Raw genomic sequence first — 25516 nt, 5'->3', positions numbered from 1 at the left:
ATTCTTAATTGGAAACTTTTACTTTATCTTTTTTAATTTGTTTACTTCTCAATTGTCCACATGCAGCATCTATATCTGTACCCTGCTCCATCCGAACACCACAATTAATACCTTTGTTTTTCAATGTTTGGAAGAAAGCACTAATAGATTTTTCACTACTGCGTTGATATTGACCGTGCTCATCTACTGGATTGTACGGGATTAAGTTTACATACGAAAGATGACGTTTGTTTTCTAGAAGTTTTGCAAGTTGTTGCGCTTCTTCTACATGATCATTCACATCTTTTAGTAGTATATACTCAAATGTTATACGGCGATTTTTCTTCTCTAAATAATAGTCCACTGCAGCCATTACTTTTTCAATTGGAAACGCTTTGTTGATGACCATAATTTTCGAGCGCAGTTCATCATTTGGTGCATGCAAGGAAACTGCAAGATTTACTTGGATATCTTCTTCTGCGAAATCCATGATTTTCTTCGCAAGACCACTTGTCGAAACGGTAATATGACGAGCACCAATAGCAAGTCCTTTTTGATCATTTACTGTTCGCAAGAAATTCATAAGGTTTTTATAGTTATCAAACGGCTCCCCAATACCCATTACAACGATATGGCTAACACGTTCTTCTTTTTGAATTTTGTCTAAATGGAATTGCACCTTCATAATTTGTTCCACAATTTCCCCTGCATCAAGATCACGGCTCTTTTTAAGCAATCCACTTGCACAGAAGCTACATCCGATATTACAACCTACTTGCGTCGTTACACATACTGAAAGACCATACTTAAAGCGCATCAGTACTGTTTCGATTAAATTACCATCTTGCATTTCAAAAAGGAATTTAATCGTTCCATCCGCTGATTCTTGTTTTACACTTTCTTTTAGCGTCTGTATGACAAAGTTTTCTTCTAATACTTGAAGACAATCCTTATTTACATTTGTCATTTCCGCAAAGCTTTGTACGCGTTTGATGTACAACCAGTCCCAAACTTGTTCAGCCCGGAATTTCTTTTGACCATGTTCCATTAGCCATTCAATTAATTGATCTCTAGTTAGACCATATATAGATTTTTTCATTATTAGCCCTCATTTCATGCGTATACAATTTGCCTATTATACTATAGTTATTTACCCAAGACAACTTATTATACTGGAAATAAGGTTGAAAAGAAATATTTATGCTCGTTTAACTTTATTCAGCATGTATTTTACGTTCAGATGGAGTCCACAACGTTAAAGCCTCCGGCGGATGCCACAGATTTTTAAAGGATTTATCGAGCGAGCTCGATAAAAATCTTGGCGCACTGTTTTCTGCGACGAGCTTGCGCAGGAGCAAATATGCCAAGGCATATTTGATTATTAAGTTTCCACATCATTTTCTCTTATCCAATCACTATAGCTACCAACATATAGCTGGACATCTTCGTAGCCAGCCTCTTTTAAACATCCATACAATGGCGCCGCTGTAACACCACTACCACAATAAGCTATAACTGGTTTGTCATTTGGAGCCAAGTTACTCAATTTTTCTTGTAACTCTTTTTGCCCTAAAAATTTTCCATCTTTTTTGAGTTGCTCCCAGTCAAAGTTTATCGCAGTTGGAATATGACCAGCAATCGGATCAATAGGCTCACTTTCACCTCTATAGCGGACATTGGATCTAGCATCTATTAATTGCCCCTCTTTTTCTTTTGCAACAACTTGTCTTACTTCATCCATTGTAAGTAGTCTACTGTTGTTCCACTGGGGTATCGTTGTTGAGTTTGTTATGACAGGTTCGATTTTAGAAACTGACAGTTTGGTCTTCAGTTCTTCAAATCCAGAACGGGATACATATATATTTTTAAAGCCTGCCCATTCCAACAAAAAATATGCACGTAATGCAAAAGGAACAGCTCCTTGGTCATAAATTACGATAAAATCATTCAGGTTTAAACCAGCTTGCTGCACAAGGCTTGTCATTTTTTCCTTAGAAATCATCGGGTGGCGACCATTTTGACTGAACATATCAGATAAATCATCTTCTAAATCCCAATATATTGCACCATCTATATGTTCCTGATTATACATAAGACGCCCTGCATTTTTATCACTTAAGTCAAAGCGAGCATCGATAAAACGGGGATTATTCTCTAAAATCTCTGCTAATTCTATAAATACTTTAGCCATATAACCACTCCTTTTATAGTTGTGCGTATACTGTTTTCCACATTTGAAGTGTTTCTTCTTGCTCTAATAATTTTCGTTCGGCATCGATTTGAGTAATCGACTCTTGTAATAACTTCAAACGTAAAGCCTCCGATTCAATATCAGAGTATTGCTCAATCCAGTTGCCTAAGCGCTCTTTTTCTTTCGTTAAGTACTCATCTGCCTCTACCTTAGATTCATCAGATAACGTATCACGTAGTTTTTCTTTTTCATTGTTTTCAAAAAAGCTTTTAGGATTTTTATAGTAGGATTTAACGTGTTCATATTTAACAATATTATCAAAAGGCCCTACAAAATCCAGAAGTTCTCTCTCCATAACTTCATGCGGACTAAAGGTAAAACTTAAATTCCAATCTTTGAGTACGCGTATTTCTTCTTTTTCTAATTGAAGGATTTGTTGCTGAATATATTGTAGTATACGGAAATTTGAGACACGCATTTCTTGTTCTAAGTCGAAACGTATCATTTTAATAATATCTTTTAAAGCAAGATCCAATGCAACTGAAGCAGAGTTATTAGCAAACAACGATGGATTATATGCTTCTTTGAAGAACTCATTAAAACGATAATATACACGTTGCAACACATAATACAACAGCGTATCTAGCTCCTGCTTTGCTTCTTTTGCGATTTGTGTAGATTTAGAATTTGCATAACGCTTACGAATATTTTGTTCTTGAGTTCGAAGCTCTATTAATCGTTGGTCTTTTCGTGCAAGATTTGCTTCCGTCTGTTTTATTAAACCAAGTAATTTCGATTGCTGGCGAGTTGCTTCCTCTTCTAGTGCTGAAATGGAAATTTGCTTTAAATCTTTTTCTAGAAAATGATGAAATGATTCTTCAAATTGTTGTATTCCTTCATGCAATGATAATCCACCGAGTTTCTCTTTTAATCCTTGTAAGCTAGATACCCCATACACTCTTGGGAAACGTATACCAAATCTTTGAAGTTCATCGTGGACATATTGTTTTACTAAATTGGCTTCCTCTTCAGAGTCAGCTAAATCGATTGCATTTACTACGAAGAACATTTTATCAAGCTCGAATGCATCCTTAACTCTTCCTAGCTGTATTAGGAACTCACGGTCAGCTTTAGAAAATGCATGGTTAAAGTACGTTACAAACAAGACAGCATCAGCATTTCGAATATAGTCAAAAGCTACACCGGTATGTCTAGCATTAATCGAATCTGCTCCAGGTGTATCTACAAGTGTTACTCCTAGTCTCGTTAATTCACAATCATAATAAAAATCAATGAAGTCTACAAAACAACTTTTGGATTCATCAGCTACAAATTGTCCAAATTCATCACCAGAAACGTGTAAAACATTCCCTAATTGGTCCTTAAATGTTTGGTATCCTTTATAAAAGGCTGTAACAAACGATTTGTGTACTTCCTCTACTACCTTCTCCTTCATTACAGAACTAGCTTTTTCAAAAGCTTCCTCTAATGTGTGAATAGATATTCCAAGCTGTTCATACGCATAAGCAACATCTTCTAAAATCTGTTCCTTCGATTTTAAAACAACGTCAGCAGTATTATGCAGATGGTGTTCTGTCACAGGATGAATCTTATTAATAGCGGCTGTTGTAGGATTCGGTGAAACTGGTAGTACATTCGCTCCCATTAATGCATTTGAGAAGCTAGATTTCCCAGCACTAAATGCACCAAACAATGCGATGGTAAATTGCTGATTTTCCACTCTTAGTGCTTTTCTTTTAATCGATGCAGCTGCTTCTTCAAAAGCAGGTAATTCTGCTAATACTTCTCCTATTCTTTTAGCACGACTCACTACAGCCTCTGCCGAAAGAAAATCTTCTTCACGCTTTACTTCCTCTACCTCTTCTATATTTAAAATCGGTTCCTCAGAAGAATACTCTTGCTCAACGTACTCAGTTATAGAACTTTCAAATTGAAGTCGTTCATGTTCCCAGTTTTTTAATAATTCATCGCGATCCTTCCTAATCGATAAAGAAGGAGTATCAACTGTTTTTTCAAATGTTTGTATTCGATTATCTATTTCTTCCAAAGCATGTATAGCTAATTTTTTTTCGTTAAGATCCTTTGTTTTCGATTCAATTAGGTCTTCATCTTCCATTGGACTCTCTTCTATATAATGTATATTCTCTTCTTTCCATACATCCGTTTGAGTAATGTAATACCTATTCACTGCTTCTGTAACTCGATTGGCAAAATTTAAGATTGCATTTCCAGTTGTACTTGCTCCTTCATGTAATGAATTGTCGATCAGGCTAGAAGGAATACTAAATTGCATTTCATCGATTTGTTGAATCTTTTCTTCTGTTAATAAAGAAACGTCTTTTAACATACGCTTCATCAATAATTTCATATGAGTAGTTATATTAGTAGAAATAATTTTTTCTAGCATGCTGATAATGTCATTAAGTCTTCTTTGTCTTTCTTCTTCTGTCTTCTTTTTACTACTTAAAAATCCCACTTTAAAGTTTGACTGCTTACTTTCAGCATAAGACTTCAAAGCCTCCCGCATTTCGAACGTCATAATGGAAGCATTTTCTAGTATGTTTTTCCGTCGGTCTTCAAAAGTCTCTTTCCATAGAGTTACATCTTGAAGCTTTACTTGTGTTTGAGCCAGTTCCAATTGTTCTAAAATATCTTCTTTGTTATTCCACTCTTCTTCACTTAGCTGACTCTCAAAGGTTTCAAAACATGCCGCTTTTTCATCCTCTAAAAAATGTAAATGCTCATCTTTTAACTTTTCTAACGTCGCGTTAGCCAGTGTAAGATAATACTCCTCTTTGTTTTCAATAGAACTAGTAACTATTTGCTGAACCTGTGGAAAATCATTATGTATAAAATCATTATTTTTTAAGCTTGTATAAAAAATTCCTTTTGGATCGACAGACCAAGATTTGAATGCATCTGCAACTGATTGCTTATAGGCTGTAAAAGGTAATTCTTCCTCTCTATGTTTATCCACTTGGTTTACGATTAGATATACATTTTCATTATAATGAAGCAATTGTTTCGTAAATTGAAAGTTTAGCTCTGACTGTACATGATTATAATCCATAACGTAAAAAACTATATCAGCCAAATGCAATGCAGACTCAGTGGAAATACGATGTGCATCATCAGTCGAGTCAACCCCAGGGGTATCCATTATGGTAATTCCTTCAGGGAGACTAGAACCAGCATGACCTATTTCAATTTGGGAAACTTTACTTCCATCTTTTGAGTATTTTTTAACTAATTGAATATCATACTCCCCAGAAAACCTAACTGGTGGCTGCTCCACAAAGTGGACTAAAGCATAGTTTTCACCTGTATTTTGGACAGTAACGATATTTGCAGAAGTTGGAATCGGGCTAGTTGGAAGTAATTGTTCATTAACCAAAGCATTAATCATACTAGATTTCCCGGCAGAAAAGTGACCTGCAAACGCAATTGTAAATGTTCCTTTTTCCAATTTGCCAGCAAACAGTTTAGATTTACGATAGCGTTCGTCATCATTATTTTGTTGGAAAACAGTTGCAAGTAATGCATTTTGTTCTTTTATCATTTGTAATTCATTTGAGTTCTGCATATTAAAAGTATATCTCCTTCATAATTCGACAATGTACATCTATCATAGCAAAAATTTAAAGCCTGTAACAATATTCTTTGACTCTTTTATATAAATGAAAACCATTAATTAATCGCAGTTTGAGATGCAAACGCTCTCATTTTATTTTGTGCAATACCTTTCATCTATAGTTACCACCCTTAATGTTAGAAGGATACTCAGTATAGATTTGCTCTTTCTAAAACTTAGGATAAGTACTACTGTGATTTACGTTTCAGATGGTGCTTTACTATTGCGACCATCCTAGAAGGCTCATGTAGCGAGCGTCAAGCACACATCTGTGTAAAAAGCATATATAAGCTTCCCTACCAAAACGATAAAAAGAAAAAAATGACTCTATTTGTATGCACAAATAAAGTCATCTGGGTTATTCATATTATTTTGGTCTTTGGCGCAGTAGACTTTAAAATATATACAGTTAACACACTGTACACTATAAGAGATGCTCCAATTATAATTGCTAACATATAAATCGCCCTCTCAACTGAATTTGATATTCATTCTCATCGACATAATACCATAGTATATTTTAAAATTCTACAATTCCTATTCTTTTTTCCTATATTACATGATAAAATTGATACATCTATACTAGATGGAGGGAAGAAATGAGCGCTTCAAAACATATACAAACAATTTTAAATGGAACCATCCAATCATTAAAATCAGTCATACCAATTGCAATGGATATTAAATCCCCTTCCTTAATGGTTCAACCATTCGAGCAAAAAGAAATGGGTGTACTAATAGGAATTATCGGTGATATTAAAGGACGTATAATTATTGACTCCTCCGCTGAATCCTTTTCTGCAATTGGAGCAACCATGTTCGGCATGCCATTAGAAGGTGAAATGCTCGAATCATTTACAGGCGAACTTGGAAATATGGTCGCAGGAAATATATGTACCTCCGTTGCAGGAAATGGCGTTGAAATCGATATTACACCACCTACTGTTATAGTCGGCACTACTCGGTTATTTGGATTTCAACATGCTTTCAAACTTCCAGTAGAGATTGAGAATGTTGGTGAGATGACAATTATCTTAACAATAGATGAATAAAAAGCAGAGCCTCCTTTTTAAGGATGGTTCTTTTTTTATGTAAAAAATCAATCTAATTAAGTAATTACTCATCTATACTTTCACATTTCACATATAGTTCACAGTTTGCATCCGTTCGTGTGATTTTTATCACATCATCTATTAACCAATCAATTTATTATGGAATTATACAAGTTGAATAGGAGGAGGTGTAAGTAAATGTCGAAAAAGAAAGAAAAAAATCCTGATTTAAAAGGAACTCTTTATTCTGTTGGTTTTGTCGGTTTATTTATATTAGTTTCTTGGTTCATGGCATTTTACTTATTCATTGATAGATTTTAATTTAATGGAGGTTAAAGACTTATGCATATTCATAAGTATGAAAAATGGTGGCTAACTTTTGGGATTAGCTCATTGGTATTATTTTTATTTATAGTAGGTTTTAGTGCATTTCATTATGGCTCACATCCCCCAACTGGAAAAGTTTACATCGATCCTGAGCGAGTTGATGAGATTGTACCTTTTAATAATCCAGGGGTTCATAAAGTAGAAGGTAAAGAATGGGATTATGAGGTAGTGCTAGTTGCATCTGCATTCTACTATAATCCGCCTGAGATTGAAGTTCCATTAGGTTCCACCGTAAAGTTCATAGCAACTACTAAAGATGTTGTCCATGGATTTCAAATTGTAGGAACAAATATTAACATGATATTAGAACCAGGTTATGTTTCAGAATATGTAACAACTGTGGACAAATCTGGCGAGTTTTTAATCTTATGTAATGAATATTGTGGCATAGGACATTCTACTATGACGTCCATGTTAAAGGTGGTGGAGTAAATGACAACGATTAAAGAAAAAGCAAAAGAATTTACAAAGGTGGATCGTCGTGATGGTAAGTTAGCCCTTGCTCATATATATGTAGCATTTATCGCTTTATTCATCGGAGGTCTTTGTGGATTATTACAGGTTTTAGTTCGCTCTGGTAAGTTTACACTCCCTTGGGGAATCGGTTATTATCAAGTTTTAACTGTTCATGGTGTGTTACTCGGCCTTATTTTAACAACATATTTTATACTAGGATTCCAAATTGCTGCTATGAGTAGAACTTCTGGAACTTTTACAAACAAACAACGTTCACTAGGTTGGATTGGTTTCTGGATAATGACTACTGGTACGATTGCAGCTGCAACAATGGTATTACTTAATGAAGCTTCTGTATTATATACATTCTATGCCCCTCTTCAAGCACACTGGATTTTTTATGTGGGAATGGCATTAGTAGTAGTAGGATCATGGATTGTTGGACTAGCAAAAATTATGAAGTATAGAGAATGGCGTAAAGTGCATCCAGGTGAATCTAGTCCCCTCCTATCCTTTATGGTAATTGTCAATATGGCAATGTGGATTATTTGTTCTCTAGGTGTAGCTGTGGAAGTTGTATTCCAATTAATTCCTTGGTCATTGGGCTGGGTTGATAAAGTGGATGTTCTTCTTTCTCGTACATTATTCTGGTATTTCGGTCATCCATTAGTTTATTTCTGGTTGTTACCTGCATATATGGTATGGTATGTCGTGATTCCAAAAATTATTGGAGGAAAAATTTTCTCTGATGCCTTAGCAAGACTTTCATTTATGTTATTTCTATTGTTCTCTATACCTGTCGGATTCCATCATCAGTTAACAGAACCAGGGATTGAATCATTTTGGAAGTTTTTACAAGTAGTTCTAACAATGATGGTAGTAATTCCTTCTTTGTTAACAGCTTTCTCCATGTTTGCTACATTTGAATTACGTGGTAGACAACTTGGTGGAAAAGGGTTATTTGGATGGGTTAAAAAACTGCCTTGGAAAGATGCTAGATTTGCTGTACCATTTATCGGTATGGCCGCATTTATACCTGCCGGCGCTGGGGGTATTATTAACGCATCCCACCAGATGAATCAGTTAATTCATAACACTATTTGGGTAACAGGTCATTTCCATCTAACGGTAGCAACAACTGTAGTTCTAACATTCTTTGGTGCTTCCTACTGGTTATTACCTCATCTAACTGGTAGAGTGTTGACAAAACAAATGAATAAGCTTGCTATTATTCAAGCAATCGTTTGGACTGTTGGTATGTCAATCATGTCAGGTGCTATGCATATAGTTGGATTAATGGGAGCTCCTCGTCGTTCGGATTTTTCTACCTACGGTGGGGCAGAACAAGCAACTGACTGGATACCTTACCAAATAGCACAAGCAGTTGGTGGTACAATTCTATTTGTTGGTATCATTTTAATACTTTATATTGTGGTAAATCTGTTGTTCTTTGCTCCTAAAGGTGAAACAGAGTTTCCTGTTGGAGAGGTTTCGGAGAATGCAGAAAAAACTCCTATGTGGTTGGAAAATTGGAAGATTTGGCTAACAATATGTATCGCTTTAATCTTGTTTGCTTATACCGTTCCAGTTATAGATATGATACAAAATGCTCCGCCAGGCTCAAAAGGATATAAATTCTGGTAATTAGATAATAATAGAATGGTTAGTCGAGACATATGTCAAGACTAACCATTTTTATTTACTTGACTAGAAATAGAAGATTACTCCCTCTTATTCAAAATACCATGTTCACTTAAGAATCATAGGCTGACTTACCTTATCTTTTACGATAGATTTGATCCTATTTTATCTTTACTTGCTCACACCCTTTGTTTACTCGCTTCCACCTGTGACTCACTTGCGGGTCTATAGAATTTACTTGCTTCAAATCTAAATTTACTTGCTCTCTATTACCATTTACTCGCGAAACGGATAATTTTCCCAAAATACTTTATTCATTCATAATAGAATGTCTAGATTTGAATTACGAATAGTTGTTTTCTGCTAAATATGTAGTCTTCGATGGATACTTTATTAAGAAAAACTGGGCAAAAGACATGCCCGGTCCTTTAAGATCAAAACCTGTTTCTATCGTTTTCGAAGGGCTTTGGACAGACGTTTTGTTTTATGATTACCAGCATCCTTTTTTTCAGTAATTTTATGGCGTTTGTCTGTCCGTCGCCCTCCTACAACTTATAAAAACAGGTTAGTACGTTTTTGGATAACTAGAGAAAAGCTACTTTTCTATTGAGAAAGGAAGCTCTCGAAGATGCAATTTCGTTCGCTATTTCACTTCTATATTCGGTAAACACTTACTATTTCTCTAAACTTCCACTAGTATAAAAGAAAATCTGCTTTCTTCCTCTATCACTACATAATCGCATTTCTAATGTAAAAGCGATTACAAATAATTTGATCACTTTTCAAAATTTGACTATTCCCAACATCTAAGCGATTTGCTATGCTAAATCTTACAGTATAGGACTACACTTATTGATTGTAGTGAAAGGTGGCGACTCCGGCAGGATGAGTGAGACAGATGAGACATCACAAACGACGCGCATGCGACGGTGATGGCTCATCGCTCACCCTGCGGAACGCGTCCACCTGAAACGGAAATCACTAGTATTATTTATTAACTCTAGTACCATGAATCCAGTGTTCACGGGACATTTTTACATATCGTCCTATCTAGATCTCTAAAAAAAGACCCAAGCAACATTCGTCGCTTGGATCACTAATCATTTAAAGCTTATAAATTTTTGTATACTTCTCTTCTAAATAATCTGCCAGATAGTTTCCATTTAGACCTTCTCCTGTTGCTGCTTTTAGAATATCCAATGGTTTTTTAAGAGCCCCATACTGATGTACATGTTTTGTAAGCCATTCCTTGATCGGCACCAAGTCTCCTTGTTCCAACAAACTATCAAACTGTGGAATATCTTTTAGCATCGCTGCTTTAAACTGTGATGCATATATATAGCCAAGTGCATACGAAGGGAAGTAACCGAAACTAGCACCTGCCCAGTGGACATCCTGTAGGATACCTTCTGCATTGGTAGATGGTCTAACACCTAAATATTCTTCATACTTAGAATTCCAAATCTCTGGTAGGTCCTCTACTTTTAAATCTCCATTGAACAGCCCTTTTTCAATTTCATATCGAATCATGATATGTAGAGCATACGTCAGCTCATCAGCCTCAATACGGATTAAGGAAGGTTTTACTTCATTGATTGCCCGAAGATAATCCTCCACTGAAACGTTTCCAAATTGTTCTGGAGAATAGCTTTGTAGCTTTTTATAGTTTTGCTCCCAGAACTTTGGATTACGTCCTACAAAATTCTCATAAAATAATGATTGTGATTCATGAATACCCATGGAAGCCCCACCAGCTAAAGGTGTTCCGGTTAGTTCTTCTGCAACGTTTTGTTCGTATATAGCATGGCCACATTCATGTATTGTACCGAATATAGCAGAGCGGAAATCAAATTCATCATATTTAGTCGTTATTCGAACATCGCCTCTATTTAAGCCAGTAGCAAATGGATGTACTGTTTCATCCAATCTTCCAGCATCAAAATCATAACCTAGTTGTTTGAGTATATCTAAACTAAATGCCTCTTGTTTTTGTTTATCAAAAGAGTGAAACAAGAAATCTGTAGTTGGCTGATTGGATGATTCCGAAATACGTTTTAATAAAGAAACAATTTTGTCCCTTAACTCACTAAAAACCTGATCTAAAATTTCAGTAGTCATACCAGGCTCGTATTGGTCCAACAATACATTATACGGATTGTTATCCCTAACTCCCCAATACTCCACAAATTTCTTTAAAGTTTCAACCATTTCTGTTAAATATGGTTGGAACATACCCCAGTCATTTTTGTCCTTCGCTTCTTCCCAAACAGATTCCGATTTAGATTGAAGTACAACAAATTTTTTATATTCATCTGCAGGAATTTTTTTACTGAGATTGTATTCCTTTTTTACTTCTTCAAAAACACGTTTAGTCACTTCATCTACAGAAGCCAGTTCCAATTCCATCTGGTCAAGTAACCCTTTTAGTTCGTCTGAAGTCGATAAGTTAAATACATCCGTCGCAAGTACCCCAACAACCTCTGATCGTTGATCGATACCCTTTTTTGGTGCACCAGTTCGCATATCCCAATAAAGCACCCCCAACGCTTCTTGGTAGGCACCAATTTTTTTCACATAATCTAAAAAGCTTTGCTCTACTGACATTTCTTTTCCCCCTTGTATCATTACGAAATAGTTGTAGGTAAAATTCCCGTAAACCTATTTTCTAGCTTTGCTTCTGTTTCATTTAACAATAAATGAATCTCCCCATAATCACTAGATGTACGGATTAAACGACCAATACCCTGTTGTAATCTTAAAAGCATAAATGGCAATTCTACTTCCTCAAATGGATTATTAGAGAAAGATCGTTTTGCATCAAATAGAGGATCTACTGGTGGAAAAGGTAGATCATAAATAACTACTCTAGTTAGTGCTTCTAGTGGTAAATCTAAACCTTCCCAAAGATGATACGAACATAAAGTAGAATACTCACCATTTTGGAACTCTTTAACAATTGTTGAAAGCTCTCTATCTCCTTCAAAGACGATATCTTTTCTATCTCCTATAGTTGCTCTAAAGGAAGCCATTGCTGCTTTGGATTTGAACAAAATAAGTGTTTGCATCGAATTATTTAACAAGCTTTCTACATAATCGGGTTTTTCCTGTTGTTCCATTTCCTTGGTATATATTTTCATCACTTCATCATAATCAAATGGTGATGCGACGGAGAATGATTGGAATTTTTCAATTCCTAAAGAATCTGCTATATACGTAAAGTCCTTTTCTATGGATAATGTAGCGGAAGAAAAAACGATTGGTATTTTAGAGGTAAATAATTTCTCATGTAAAATATCTGTAACTAATCTCGGCATAATGATTAATGTTTCAAAACCATCAATGATTTCTAACCATTCAATCCCATCCCCTTTTTCGGTAAATAAACGAAGTGAGAATGTATATTGCTCTAAAAACTCTTCTACCATTCGGAGCTCATATTCCGGGATTGTATATAACTCAGATTCGAATACAAATTCTTCTAGTAAGCTATCCGCTACTCCTATAGCTTGTTTACATAGTCTCATTAACTCGGGAGATTTATCAACCTTCATCCGATCGGTTTCTTCCATATTGCTTCCAATGCGTAATAACCCAAATAGTTTATCATGTAATTCTTGTAATACTTCCATTAAATTTAAAGTCTTTTCTCTAACACCATCGACCATAACTTTTTCCAATAATCGAATTAGCGTTTCACTTTGGATCTCATAAGTCAAAGCTTTTTGTGCAGCAAATTCAAGTAAATGGCCCTCATCTAGAACAGCCATCGAAACCTCTGGCAATAAAGGCATTTGACCTTCACGGACACGAGATTCCTTCGTCCAAATATGCTCCATTAAAAATTCATGTGAGCAAATGATTAAATCTGTAGACTCACGATAATGCTGTCTATGGATTGTTTGGCCACAACGATTTCGTAAATCGCATACCATACATTGTTGGGTTGGATGATAGTTTACTTTTTGCCAATCTTCATCACTTACTCCAGCAAATTGGCTGCGTTCGCCATATGGAAAAATCTTTTGCATAGATGAATGAGCATAGACAAAATCTGGAACTTGATCTTCAATTTCTTCTAAGAAATATTCGTTATCATCATCTTTTTGTGCTTCTTCTAGTCGCTTTAAACATAAATATTGATCACGTGATTTTGCTAATCGTACATCAATTTTAATATCCAAATAGTTCTGAAGCTTAAAAATATCCCCAGCTTCTTTTACTAGCTGTTCAATTAATGTTTCATCTGCACATGCAATCAATGCCGGTTTTCCGGTATAACGAGCATATGAAATAGCAGGAAGTAGATATGCTATAGTTTTACCAGTACCTACTCCTGCTTCTGCAAATAGCACATTTTTTTCTTTTAACGTTTTTTCAATCTGATAGGCCATGAAAATTTGTTCATCACGACATTCAAACCCTTTTTCGGGTAATTCATCATATAACACATCACCCATCCAATCCCCTAATGATTCGAAGAAAGAACGGTCTTTTGAAAGTTGGAATGGTAAAGCTTGTTTCATCTAAAAACTCCCTTAAATAATAATATAACAGCAAGGGAGAACCTAGTCTCCCTTACTGTTATGAACGTTTACCCCAGAACTGATAGTAATCCGTTCGAATAAATCCATTAAATAATTTACGCTTTTTTGTTGCTCTTCTACCGTATACGTTCTCAAAGTTCTCCATAGACGATAACATATATACGGACCATGAAGGATATTTATCCATTAAATGGCCTAATTCACTTATTACCTGTTCAATTACTTCCACTTCTCCGATACGTTCTCCATATGGTGGATTACTAACCATTACACCGTCGGTAAAAGTAGTAGTAAAATCCTTCGCATGCATTTGCTTAAAAGTGATTATATCAGCGAATCCAGATTCAAATGCATTTTGCTCTGCAATTTGGACCATTTTATGATCGATATCTGATCCGATAATTTGAAGTTCTTGATCATAGTTAGCTAAAGATTCTGCTTCATTACGCACTTCTTCCCAAATTGTTTTTGGCATCCATGGCCAAGCTTCACTATGAAAATCTCGATTAAAGCCAGGAGCGATATTTTGACCAATCATTGCTGCTTCAATCGGAATAGTGCCGGATCCGCAAAACGGGTCAACAAATGGTCGGTTGGGACTCCATTTAGAAATTTTCACTAAAGCTGCAGCTAGTGTTTCCTTCAATGGGGCTTCCCCTTGACCGTGACGATAGCCACGCTTGTGGAGACCTGCCCCACTTGTATCTATCGTAATAGTAGCAATGTCTTTTAATATACTTATCTCCAGTTTAAATGTTGCTCCAGATTCATCTAGAAAGCCAATTCTTTTATGGGCTAATTTTAATCGTTCAACTACTGCCTTCTTTACAATGGCTTGACAATCTGGAACGCTGAATAATGTTGATTTAACCGACTTTCCTTGAACAGGAAAAGCTGCATCCACGGGTAAGAATTTCTCCCATTGCACTGCTTTCGTACGCTCAAAAAGCTCATCAAATGTTTTTACAGGGAACTGAGCAGCTACAATTTTAACTCGGTCCGCAACACGTAACCATATATTTGCTCGTGCTATGGCACGCTCGTCCCCTTCAAAATAAATTTTACCGTTCTCTGTTGTTGTTTCATATCCTAGTGCTTTTACTTCATCCGCAACGATGGATTCTAATCCCATAGCCGATGTAGCTACTAATTTAAATGTTGTCATTATATATTCCTTTCCTGTCTATAAATTTCCCATATCTCGATAAAATCCAAAAGATCATTTGGTGCTAGTGGTTTACTATAATAATAACCTTGAATGATATCGCAGCCCATTTCTTTTAAAAGTTTAGCCTGATCTTTCGTTTCTACACCCTCTGCAATAACTTTAATACGTAGGCGATGAGCCATGAGAATGATTGCTTCCACTATAGCTTGTTTGTCTTTTAAGCTAGTAATTTGCCGGATAAAGCTTCTATCTATTTTCAAAAAATTAAGGGGAAATCTATTTAAATAACTAAGGGATGAGTATCCTGTTCCAAAATCATCTATTGATATTTTGAACCCCATAGCTTTTAGTTTTATTAGTTTAACTACAATATCTTCTGAATCCTTCATAACTGTGCGTTCCGTTAACTCTAACTCTAAAAGCTGCGGACTACAATTATACTTCATTATGATCGAATTTATGCGCTCGATGAAGTCATCCTGTTGAAAATGAAGAGAAGCAATATTAACGGATACCGGTAATACACTTATATTCCCTTGTGATCTTGACTCCAGTATATCCATACAAACTATTTCTAAAATAACCTCGCTTAAAGGGATAATAAGACCTGTATCTTCAGCAAGAGGTATAAATTCAACCGGTGAAACGAGCCCTAATTTTTCATTGTTCCATCTTATTAGAGCTTCTACTCCAATAATCTCCTGTGTCGCTAACCCTATTTTGGGTTGATAATGGATATAAAAATCTTTATTTTGTATAGCTTTTCTAAGCTCTGCTTCTAGAACAATCAATCTTTTGGAATCTTTTTTCAAGTCATCAAAATAAAAAGCATATTGATTTCTCCCATTTTGTTTGGCAAAATACATTGCCTTGTCAGCTTTATATATTAATTTCTCTATTTGTTTACCATCCTGTGGAAAAATACTGATTCCTATACTTGCTGTAACATAAACTTCAGTTTCACCCACATAGAATGGTTTATTGAAAAGCTTAGTTATTTCCTTAGCAAGATGTACAGCTTCTTTTTGATTTTCTATATTCGATCTGGAGTATAGAAATTCATCTGCACCATATCGCGCAAAAATATCGGATGGACCTACAATCGAGTTAATCCGTTCTGCAACCTCTATTAAAATATGGTCACCAACTTCATTACCCAAGGTGTCGTTTATCTGTTTAAAACGATCTAAGTTAATAAATAAAATAGAATGGCTATCATTCGAATTATTTACTTTATCAAATAATAATTCATTGAACGCGTTTCGATTTGAAATATTTGTTAAAAGATCAGTTTGCGTTAGTTCCTCTAGTTCTTTTTCTGTTTCTTTTGCTAGGGAGATATCAGAAAAAATCCCATAATAATTTGTTAGTTTACCTGTATCATCATATACACTATGTATCGCGAGGATTTCTGGATATATTTCACCATTTTTACGTCTATTCCAGATCTCCCCCCTCCAATATCCTTTTGAAAGAATTTCTGACCACATTACCTTATAAAAATTAGAATCCTGTTTGCCTGATTGTAAAATACTTGGAAATTTCCCAAGTACTTCGTATGATTTATATCCAGTAAGCGTTTCAAAGGCATTATTGACCAGTATAATCTGCATTTTTTCATTTGTTATCATAATTCCTTCAACAGTAGAATGAAAAATTTGTTCAACTAATTTGTTTGAATATGCCTGTAATCGTCCGGGTGGTTGTTGTTTTTCCACAATTTAGTACCTCCCTTATTACGAAATTTCTTAAAATCATATATATAATAGAAAAGCTCTCCGAAAATGGAGAGCTTCTTAGTTATTAAATATAGCCACTCATACACTCAATAAGCCATGTTTTGTTTCCACGGTACTCAAACGGTGCATTACCTCGTACGTTTGTGGATGGCAATCATCTATCTACAGATTAAATCTGTTCTTCTATCCGTTCAATTCCTTCAAGAAAATGCCCCTACCATAATTTGGGTTTCTCACTCGTGGGGTTTACCTCGTTCCACCTGTAAAGTTTCCTATACAGCTCCGTCACTGTGGCACTTTCAGAGATTGTCAGCCATATCCTAAGACTTAGGCCTTCATCCCGCCGTCAGCTATAAATAGCTGCCTTAGTTTATTTTTTCACTAAGCACGAACACTACATTCATCTCAGAATTGTGTGAGCATGGACTTTCCTCTACAATGTCAAGCATTGCAGCGATTGCCCGAATATATAAGTGGTATAACTATTATATACGAAATACTTGTTAGTTTCAATACAAGATTACATTAAATTCGCTTTGTTGTATTGCTTCACTTTGTTCAGACGCTAGAAAAACGTGTATCCTGATTTTACACCAACTTACATGATAAATAACACAAAAAAATTGTGGTATATGAAAGAGGCTTTAAGTTCTCTCATTAAGGGTTTTCCATTCAATTGAAAAAACTTAATTAATTATTCGTACAGTTTACTGCCGAAGACATGTTTTTCAAGATGTGAAAGACGCTTTAAAATATCAAAATTAGTTGCTCCCGTTTGTGGAGGTGCAGCAGCCTGTGTTCTCTTTGGTAATTCTTCTAGTTGCTCTGTCAATTTTTTATTTTCCAACTGAAGTTGAGCTAGTCTTTTTTCAAAAGCCTCGTAATCTTGAATGATATCGTCTAAAAAAACATCAACTTCTTCTTGGTTATAACCTCTTAAGCCCGTTTTAAATTCTTTTTCTAATATATCAGAAGCCTTTAGTTTAAATTCCATATGGTATCTTCCTTCCATCTACAATTAGCTACTCGTATTATAGCATATCATTGTCGAATAATGGAGTTTTTTCAGCCAATTATATGCGCTTTTTGTTGTGTTCTGCGCTTTCCCGGGAAATATTTAATTTCCGGATTATTCTTATTTCCCTTTTAATTAGTTCTTTTTTTAAGCGAGAATGCATGTCTGTATTCAGTTTTGCTTCATAATCTATACATTGTTGCGTCATTTCTAGAGCTTTCGGGAAATTTTTTAGTTGATGTTCGAATAGCTTGGCCAACTCGATAAACACCTCAATGCGATATTTCCCAGAAATCTCTTTTAAAGCTTGGGTGAAAGCTAAATGACTATCCTCGTATAAACCAGCTCTTTTTAGATGGAGTCCAACAAAATAATAAGCAATACTTGACTCTTCGTCTGAAAAATTATTTACTACAAAAGTGAACCAATTCAAACTTCTATCCATCGTTTTTAAATCACGAAACCATTTTCCTATATTCGTATAGGTTGTTGCTGTTTCAACTACTTCCTTCTCTTGAAGTAACTCCACTGAGAGAATATACAAAGTAACTAGCGATAGAATATCCCATTCATTATGTTTTAACACCTTCATCAAATTGATAGGATTCCCACTTTTCACTGCATCAAAATATATTATTGGTGCAAGATGACCAGGTACATCATTTTCTCTTCTAAAACCAAGCTTCATTTCCTCAATTTGTTTTAACTTAAAACGATCTAACTCTCCCTTCCAAATTCTTTTAGAGGAATGCATTAAGTCAATTTGGTGATGTTGCATTAGCCGCGGCAGATTATTTCTATTCATCGTCCATCTTGTAACTAATTGAGGTAGGTCAAAACTCTTTCCGTTATAAGTAATCATAGTTTGTTCGTTTTTCCAAAAACCAGTCGCTTTTAAAAAGCTTACCTCTTGCCCTGGATCTGCCAGCACATATTGTGTCAGCAGAAACCCATTGTCTACTACTTTCAAAATTCCATTTAAGAAAATTAGCACTCCAGCGCCTTTTAACCCAGTCGTTTCGGTATCATAAAAACTAAAAGGACTTTCTTTTTCTATTGTTAAAGGGTGAGTAGGATATACTTCCTGCATAAATTTTATTGCCTGTTGTAGCTTATTAAGCCCAATATTTCCATGTATATGCTCCGAATGATAAAAAGTTTCCTTTACAAAGTAAAACCCATTTTCATCCTTTATAAACTTCAGACCCGCATTTTGCCATTGTTCAACATAAAAGGGAAGCGTCATATCCGACACTTCCTTTTTTCCTATTTTTTCTACGGGTTTCTTTTTGATTAAACCTTTCATTTCCATTAGCTTTTTTTCATACGACATGACGGCCCACCTGTAATAAATGAAGTAACTTAATAACTTCTTTTTTTAAATTTAGTTCAGCGTCCTGAGCACCGATACATGCCGGACATCCATTAATACAAGAACAATTCTCTACCTGCTCCGTTACTTTTGGTATCAACTCATTCCAAAGGTCGTACATTCTTTCGGACAAACCAATACCACCCGGATAACTATCATACATATAAAAAGTAGGTTTTTCTCCGTGAATAGATTTTACCTGAGGCACAACATGAATATCCTTTGCGTCACAATGAATAAATAGAGGGATAAACGCATGTAATGCATACGAAACTCCAGTCATTGCATCTGACAGTAATGTGTCTTTCCAGTCTTCAGGCTTATCAAAACTAAACCATGTAGAAGAGGTGTGTAATTCTAATGGAGGTAAATGAATTTGACCAGAGCCGATGTTATCATGCGTATCGAATTTAATTTTTTTAAATATAGTTGGTTGTGCTAAAACAATGATGTCACCAAACCTGAGCATACCAATTTCCGCTTCTTTTATTTTGTCTTCACTAAGCACTTTTAGCTCTATCGCAATATTGGCATCTGTAAAGTAATCGACATCGACCTCTCTTACAAATGCTTTCTTTTCTTCCCAATCTAAAATTTCTACTTGAAATTGAGTGCCTTGATGCAAGTAAATAGCTTCTTCATGAAGTAAGGTCATCGCACTATATTGATCCATTTCACCAATAACCCTCGTTTTAGTTGGAATTGACTGATCAATAATAATGACGTTCTCTTGAGAAGCAGAACGTAGACTTATATTGCTTGCAGGAAAACTGTCAGACATCCAATGCCATTTTTCCGACGTTTTTAAAAGGACCCCTTCGCTTTCTAAAAATGCGAGTAATTCCTGTATAGAAAATTCCGCATACGAATCGACAGGTGAAAATGGCAGTTCAAATGAAGCACATTTCAAATGGTCCATTAAAATAATCATATTATCTGGATGAATCCTAACTTCCTCAGGAGACTGTCCAAGAAAATATTCAGGATGTTTAACAACATATTGGTCAAGAGCAGTCGACCCAGCCACATAAATAATAAGTGCTTCATCCTGTCTTCTGCCTGCTCTACCAGCCTGTTGCCATGCACTTGCGATGTTCCCAGGATAACCCGTCATAATACATGCCTGTAGCTGACCAATGTCAACACCTAACTCTAGCGCATTTGTACTTACAACTGTTCTAATTACACCTTCTCGTAAACCCTTTTCAATAGTCCTTCTTTCTGAAGGTAAATAACCACCGCGGTATCCTCGTATAGTTTGATCATTAATCTTTTTACTTACTAAAGACTGTAAATACGTCACAAGCATTTCTACGCGAACCCGACTCTTCGCAAAAACAATAGTTTGAATACCATTTACGTATAATTCCCCCGCTAAATCTCTCACTTCTAAAACAGCACTTCTTCGTACATTAAATACAGGATGAACTATTGGGGGATTGTAAAATACAAAGTGTTTTCTTCCTGCTGGTGCACCGTTCTGATTGATTAATTCATGAGGTGTATTTGTTAAATTCTCTGCTAATTCTTTTGGATTTTTTATCGTCGCAGAAGTACAGATAAACTGTGGATAGCTACCATAATATGCACATATTCTTTTCAGACGTCTAATAACATGCGCAACATGACTCCCAAATACTCCCTTATATGTATGAATTTCATCTATTACAATATACTTTAAATTTTCAAATAGCGTTACCCATTTTGTATGATGTGGTAAAATTCCCGAATGTAGCATATCGGGATTTGTTAATACAATATGACCTGATTTTCTAATTTTTTGTCTTATACCTGGAGCTGTATCTCCGTCATATGTATAACTGAGTATTTCTTCCCCAGTTGCTTCAATCAAATTATTTAGATCACTTTTCTGATCTTGTGCTAATGCCTTAGTTGGAAATAAATATATTGCCCGTGAAGTTGGATCTTCCATAATCGATTGTAGCACTGGGAGATGATAACAAAGTGACTTACCAGAGGCTGTTGGAGTGATAGTAGTATATGATTTACCAGTTGAAGCAGCATCGAAGGCGAGTCGCTGATGTATATATAACTGATTTACACCACGACTTTTTAGCGCCTTTTGAATAGACGGATGCATAGTCTCTGGAAAAGGGGCAAAAATCGCTTCTTTTTCTTCGGTTGTATGAATATGTTCAATTTGTGGAAAGCGATTTCCATCCACTTTCCAATCATCTAATAATTGTTGGATACTCTTTTTTTCAAGCATGCTCATCCCCTACCTCCTTAATAGCTTGGGCAATTGTTTCTAGCGTATATTTGGATGAATGGACAGCTGAAAGAAACCTCTTTTTGCTTGTGCCCTTGTAGTAAGATTGGACGATAAACTGTTTCATGGAGTCAAGTAATGAGTCAATTTGGCTCGGGTGGACATATTTTGGACGTTTTACTTGTATCCATTTCCGAACCAGTTGTTCCCATTCAAAACATAATTCATCTATTTTATATGCATGTGGCTTCACATCTGTAAAAAAATCTGGTTCTTTATCTAGTTCTCTATATAAGTGAAAACGCGAAATACAATCGTCGCATTCTTTCATTAACTGGTTACTAAGCTTTAATAATGACAAAGTGATCCCTCGCATTCTAGTTATAGTTTAGCAAATTCTCACCTATATTACTAGTTCTAAGCGAACGTACATTCTTTATAACTTATTTTCGATTTTTTCGAGCTTTCCAAGAAGTCGAAACGAGTTTTTACTAAAATCCTCTTCAAACTTGTCCTGTTCGTCATTTAATCTATTTTCTAATAAAAACTCCAGAAGTTCTAACTGATCTATAAGTCTTTCGATTTTATTCATCATATACTCCCCCTTTTTAGAGGTATATTCGCTAGTTTTACATTCTCTCCTTCCTGTTTGACAAAGCATCTTCTTTAAAGACAAAACAAGTGTTTACTCGACATCAAGAGAAATGAAACCTTATATATTAGCTGTTCGTCTAATGTACTTGTGATAAACTAATAGCATAAAGAGGTGATTATTTTGGCTATTCATTATCCAAATGGAAAAGCGTATATCCCGGTTACCAAAACAACAAAAGAAAAGAAAAAAGATTACTCTTTCAGTAATAGGGGTAAGACGTTAGAAGACGAAATAAATGATGCAAATGAATTTTATATTGCACAGGATATTGCTGTAATTCATAAAAAGCCAATACCCATACAAGTCGTCAAAGTAGATTACCCATCTAGGAGTAGTGCAGTTATCAAAGAAGCATATTATCGGACACCTTCTACAACTGACTTTAATGGAGTATATAAAGGTAAATATATTGACTTTGAAGCAAAAGAAACGGAAAATAGAACAGCATTTCCTTTAAAAAATGTTCATCTTCATCAGGTTGAACATATGAGAAAAGTTTCTAAACAATCGGGAATTACCTTCCTACTCGTCCGTTTTTCTGCATTAGAGCGTTATTTTTATTTACCTTTTGAACAATTATCGTTATTTTGGGATAGAATGCTAACAGGGGGAAGAAAATCTATTGCTTTGTCCGAAATGGAAACAAGCGCAATAGAGATTACTCCAAAATATGCACCAAGAATTGATTATATAAAAATAGTTAATGACTTGAACGTATAAAGTGAAAGTGAGGAGACGTTTATGAGTGAGCAAAAAATGACTCGTGAACAACGTAGAAAACAACAAGAAAAAAAGAAACAACCTAAGACACCAGCTAAATTATGGATGAAAAGAATATTGTTAACAATCGTAATTATAGGAGTGGTAGGACTAATAGCTGGAGGATCCCTGTTTGCCTTCTATGCAAGCAGCGCGCCTGAACTGGATGAAACAGCTTTAAAAGATCCAATTAGTCCAAAACTATTAGATGCAAATGGAGACCTGTTCGCAACAGTCGGCGCAGAAAGTAGGGAATATATTCCTTACGATGAAATTCCAAAACAAATGGAAGATGCAATCATCGCTACTGAAGATGCTCGTTTTTATGATCATTTTGGAGTAGATGTATTACGTTTAGGAAAAGCGGTACTTGCTAACGTCACAAATGGTTTCGGTGATCAAGGAGCGAGTACAATTACACAACAGGTCGTAAAAAATTCATTCCTTACAAATGAAAAAACATTAAAAAGGAAAGCACAAGAAGCTTACCTTTCGATTCAACTAGAAAGAGAATATGAGAAAGAAGAAATATTTGAAATGTACTTTAACAAAGTTCTAATGTCTGGAAGAATATACGGATATGGGACAGCAGCTCAGTATTTTTATGGTAAAGATTTAAAAGATCTTACATTAGATCAATACGCTGTACTAGCAGGTATGTCGCAACGTCCAAATGCGTTTAATCCGTTTAAAGATCCAGAGCTTACAGAGAAAAGAAGAAATGTCGTTTTACACTTGATGAACCTACATGGCAAGATTACAGAGGAAGAAATGAAAACAGCTCAAGCAGTTCCAATAGAGGGTACTCTCCTACCTGAGGATCAGCGAGTTGCCAACCAAGATTCCAAATACGATGCTTTCATTGATATCGTATTAAATGAACTAGAAGCCAATGGTGATGGAAACGCTATTTCTGAGGGAATTACTATACACACTACATTGCAACCAAATGCACAACAGCAAGTAGAAAAAACATTAAATTCCGATATGTTCCCTACCGATGATATTCAGTCGGCTGTAGCAGTAATTGATACGAAAACAGGAGCTATCGCAGCTGTCGGCGGTGGTAGAAATTATGGAGAAGATCGTGGCTGGAACTATGCTCAAGACATGACTACACGTTCACCTGGCTCAACGATTAAACCATTAATCGACTATGCCCCAGCTGTAGAATTTCTAGACTGGTCGACAGGACATACACTTGTTGATGAAGAGATAACTTATACTGGATCAGAACAAGTAGTACGCAACTTCGATGGAAAATATAAAGGTAAGATGACATTTAGAGAAGCGTTATATAATTCCCGAAACGTTCCTGCAGTAAAAACACTGCAAGAAGTAGGAACAGATAATGCAAAAGAGTTTGTTAACCGATTTGGAATTGACCTAGGTAATGTAACAGAAAGTAGTGCAATCGGTGGTACATCGAAAGCAATGTCCCCTATTCAAATGGCCGGAGCTTACGCTGCATTTGGAAATAGTGGAATCCATACAGAACCTTATGCAATCAACAAAATTGTTTATCGAGATGGAAAAACAGAAAAAAATTATAAACCAAAATCAAAAGAAGTTATGAAAGATTCTACTGCTTACATGGTTACCGATGTGTTACGTGATGTAATGACAAAAGGAACTGGTAAGCGAGCTGCTATCAGCGGTTTAGATATTGCAGGTAAAACTGGAACATCTAACTATAGTAGAGATGATATGAAGAAATGGGACCTACCAAGTAGTGCCTTCCCTGATGTTTGGTTTGCTGGTTATTCCACAGACTATTCAATTGCTATTTGGTCTGGATATCCAGAGATGAAAACACCGATGACTACTAATGAGGAGCGAAACCTACCTCAAAATATTTTTAAAGAAGTCATGGCTAACATTTCTGCAGACTCAGCAAATGAAAAATTTAGTAAGCCCAATTCTGTTGTAGAGGCTACGATTGAAAAAGGCTCAAGTCCACTTAAACTGGCAAGCGAATATACACCAGATGAACTAAAATTAACGGAACTATTTGTGAGAGGCACGGAACCTACAGCAGTTTCTGAGGAATATAAACAACTCGAATTAAACAGTCCATCCAATCTTTCAGTGGAGTATGATGAACTAACATCAACTGCAACTTTAGCGTGGGATTTTGAACAGGAAGATCTTGAATCTGAAGTTCAATTTGAAGTGGCTGTTACGATAGATAATGGACCACCTGAAGTAATTGGAACAACTAAGCAAAATGGACTAATCGTCCAAAGCCTTATTCCAGGAAGTACGTATGTATTCAGTGTAACAGCAGTTTCTGATGATATTCGCAGCGAAAGTGTCTCTGTAACGTTAACACTAGACGCTATCGTTGAAGAAGATTTAGATGATTTAGATCCAGATGGAGAAGACGTAGAAAATCCAGATGGCTCGAATAATGGAAATGGAAACGGTAATGGAAACAACAATGGAAATAATAACGGTAATAACAGCGGAAATGGGAACGGAAATGGAAACGAAAATGGGAATGGGAACAGTGGTGGAAATGAAAATGGATCCGATTCAGGTGATGAAACTGAAAATCCAGATGGCGGTTCAACGGAAACTCCACCTGGTGGGACTGGAGAAACCGGGGGAAATGGTGAATCTGGAACTACTCCTTAATTAGATATTATAAAAGTAGCAGGTCATGACATCAGTCAA

The 25516-nt window shown here is 35.7% G+C and carries 18 protein-coding genes and 1 other RNA gene; 6 read left to right on the top strand and 13 right to left on the bottom strand.

The genetic code is table 11. The features are described 5' to 3' along the window. Nucleotides 1–4: 4 nt before the first annotated feature. From rlmN to MKY60_RS08590, 3 genes are all read right to left on the bottom strand, one after another. The gene (gene rlmN, locus MKY60_RS08600; protein ID WP_090561660.1) at nt 5–1078 is read right to left on the bottom strand and encodes a 23S rRNA (adenine(2503)-C(2))-methyltransferase RlmN; all 1074 of its coding nucleotides are present in this window, start codon (nt 1076–1078) and stop codon (nt 5–7) included. Between the two features lie 282 nt (nt 1079–1360). After that, nucleotides 1361–2170 (bottom strand): sulfurtransferase, encoded by an 810-nt coding sequence (locus MKY60_RS08595; protein WP_093494692.1) that lies wholly within the window; start codon nt 2168–2170, stop codon nt 1361–1363. A 13-nt stretch (nt 2171–2183) separates the two neighbouring features. Further along, a complete protein-coding gene (locus MKY60_RS08590) occupies nt 2184–5774 on the bottom strand; it encodes a dynamin family protein (protein ID WP_340929504.1) in 3591 nt (1196 codons plus the stop codon). 647 nt (nt 5775–6421) lie between these two features. Between MKY60_RS08590 and MKY60_RS08585 the strand changes: the two genes are divergently transcribed. The 4 genes from MKY60_RS08585 (at nt 6422) to MKY60_RS08570 (ending at nt 9361) form a co-directional block, all read left to right on the top strand. Further along, nucleotides 6422–6874 (top strand): chemotaxis protein CheX, encoded by a 453-nt coding sequence (locus tag MKY60_RS08585; RefSeq protein ID WP_090561667.1) that lies wholly within the window; start codon nt 6422–6424, stop codon nt 6872–6874. A gap of 198 nt (nt 6875–7072) precedes the next feature. Beyond that, nucleotides 7073–7195: a cytochrome c oxidase subunit 2A gene (locus MKY60_RS08580; RefSeq protein WP_090561669.1), complete on the top strand. Its 123-nt coding sequence runs from the start codon at nt 7073–7075 to the stop codon at nt 7193–7195. A 21-nt stretch (nt 7196–7216) separates the two neighbouring features. Next, complete coding sequence (locus tag MKY60_RS08575) at nt 7217–7693, top strand: cytochrome B5 (RefSeq protein WP_090561671.1); 477 nt, start codon at nt 7217–7219, stop codon at nt 7691–7693. Then, a complete protein-coding gene (locus tag MKY60_RS08570; protein WP_090561672.1) occupies nt 7694–9361 on the top strand; it encodes a b(o/a)3-type cytochrome-c oxidase subunit 1 in 1668 nt (555 codons plus the stop codon). 1101 nt (nt 9362–10462) lie between these two features. Here MKY60_RS08570 and MKY60_RS08565 read toward each other — a convergent pair. The 10 genes from MKY60_RS08565 to MKY60_RS08520 all read right to left on the bottom strand — a co-directional run bounded on the left by MKY60_RS08565 (nt 10463) and on the right by MKY60_RS08520 (nt 22021). Then, entirely contained in the window at nt 10463–11962 is a 1500-nt protein-coding gene (locus tag MKY60_RS08565) for a carboxypeptidase M32 (protein ID WP_340929502.1), read from the bottom strand. A 20-nt stretch (nt 11963–11982) separates the two neighbouring features. Then, a complete protein-coding gene (locus tag MKY60_RS08560; protein WP_241598851.1) occupies nt 11983–13881 on the bottom strand; it encodes an ATP-dependent DNA helicase in 1899 nt (632 codons plus the stop codon). 58 nt (nt 13882–13939) lie between these two features. Beyond that, nucleotides 13940–15067, bottom strand: a complete 1128-nt coding sequence (locus tag MKY60_RS08555) for a THUMP domain-containing class I SAM-dependent RNA methyltransferase (protein WP_090561683.1) — start codon at nt 15065–15067, stop codon at nt 13940–13942. Beyond that, nucleotides 15067–16788, bottom strand: a complete 1722-nt coding sequence (locus MKY60_RS08550; RefSeq protein WP_340929501.1) for a putative bifunctional diguanylate cyclase/phosphodiesterase — start codon at nt 16786–16788, stop codon at nt 15067–15069. The genes MKY60_RS08555 and MKY60_RS08550 overlap by 1 nt, the downstream gene beginning before the upstream one ends. A 106-nt stretch (nt 16789–16894) precedes the next feature. After that, nucleotides 16895–17278, bottom strand: an RNA gene (rnpB, locus tag MKY60_RS08545) — RNase P RNA component class B. A 225-nt stretch (nt 17279–17503) separates the two neighbouring features. Beyond that, nucleotides 17504–17803 (bottom strand): cell division regulator GpsB, encoded by a 300-nt coding sequence (gene gpsB / locus MKY60_RS08540; RefSeq protein WP_090561685.1) that lies wholly within the window; start codon nt 17801–17803, stop codon nt 17504–17506. A gap of 79 nt (nt 17804–17882) precedes the next feature. Then, nucleotides 17883–19157 carry a ribonuclease H-like domain-containing protein gene (locus MKY60_RS08535; protein WP_340929500.1) on the bottom strand — a complete coding sequence of 425 codons (1275 nt, stop codon included), beginning with the start codon at nt 19155–19157 and terminating at the stop codon, nt 17883–17885. Next, nucleotides 19147–21426: a DEAD/DEAH box helicase gene (locus tag MKY60_RS08530; RefSeq protein WP_340931079.1), complete on the bottom strand. Its 2280-nt coding sequence runs from the start codon at nt 21424–21426 to the stop codon at nt 19147–19149. The genes MKY60_RS08535 and MKY60_RS08530 overlap by 11 nt, the downstream gene beginning before the upstream one ends. After that, the gene (locus tag MKY60_RS08525) at nt 21419–21787 is read right to left on the bottom strand and encodes a YppE family protein (protein WP_241598845.1); all 369 of its coding nucleotides are present in this window, start codon (nt 21785–21787) and stop codon (nt 21419–21421) included. The genes MKY60_RS08530 and MKY60_RS08525 overlap by 8 nt, the downstream gene beginning before the upstream one ends. A 75-nt stretch (nt 21788–21862) precedes the next feature. Further along, on the bottom strand, nt 21863–22021 hold the full coding sequence (locus MKY60_RS08520) for a hypothetical protein (protein WP_340929497.1): 159 nt from the start codon (nt 22019–22021) through the stop codon (nt 21863–21865). A gap of 180 nt (nt 22022–22201) precedes the next feature. Here MKY60_RS08520 and recU point away from each other — a divergent pair, with 180 nt between their 5' ends. Both recU and MKY60_RS08510 read left to right on the top strand, forming a co-directional pair. Then, nucleotides 22202–22801, top strand: coding sequence for a Holliday junction resolvase RecU (recU, locus tag MKY60_RS08515; RefSeq protein ID WP_090561692.1), 600 nt, complete (start codon nt 22202–22204; stop codon nt 22799–22801). Nucleotides 22802–22822: 21 nt separating this feature from the next. Next, nucleotides 22823–25477: a PBP1A family penicillin-binding protein gene (locus MKY60_RS08510; protein ID WP_340929495.1), complete on the top strand. Its 2655-nt coding sequence runs from the start codon at nt 22823–22825 to the stop codon at nt 25475–25477. The last annotated feature ends 39 nt before the right edge of the window (nt 25478–25516 follow it).

It is taken from the genome of Psychrobacillus sp. FSL K6-1415 (assembly GCF_038003185.1).
GTDB classification, from domain to species: Bacteria; Bacillota; Bacilli; order Bacillales_A; family Planococcaceae; genus Psychrobacillus; species Psychrobacillus psychrodurans.
Note: the sequence above shows the minus strand (reverse complement) of the source record. Positions and strands in the feature narration are given on the sequence as shown.